The organism is Oceanobacillus saliphilus, from assembly GCF_023522835.1.
In the GTDB taxonomy this organism is placed as follows: domain Bacteria; phylum Bacillota; class Bacilli; order Bacillales; family Amphibacillaceae; genus Oceanobacillus; species Oceanobacillus saliphilus.
This window is the reverse complement of sequence record NZ_JALCZU010000077.1, coordinates 1-280: the sequence shown is the minus strand read 5'-3', so window position 1 is coordinate 280 and position 280 is coordinate 1. Positions and strand designations below refer to the sequence as shown.

Annotated in this window: 1 pseudogene; it reads right to left on the bottom strand. The window is 47.9% G+C overall.

The annotated features are described in order from the left end of the window. Positions 1-280 (bottom strand): annotated as a pseudogene (locus MN204_RS20515) (bifunctional metallophosphatase/5'-nucleotidase); the annotation flags it as partial.

Sequence of the window (280 nt, the reverse complement as noted above, 5' to 3'; positions counted from 1 at the left end):
CACCATAACGTCCTGCGGCAGCCAGCATTGTGTCACCGTGTCGTTCACCATTCACCAACAAGTGGTGCGTGTGCGCGCCGATAATCACGTTCAGATCAGGATAATGCGTTGCTAAATAACGATCCGTTGGCAACCCCAAATGTGATAACAACACAATAAAATCAACTTGGTCAGTTAATTCTGGTATCTGTCGATCAAGGGCGTCAGTGACCTTTTCGGGCATCCAGCCCAACAAAGGTAATGTCAAAATAAACGGTGCTGTCAAACCAAGCACGCCAAC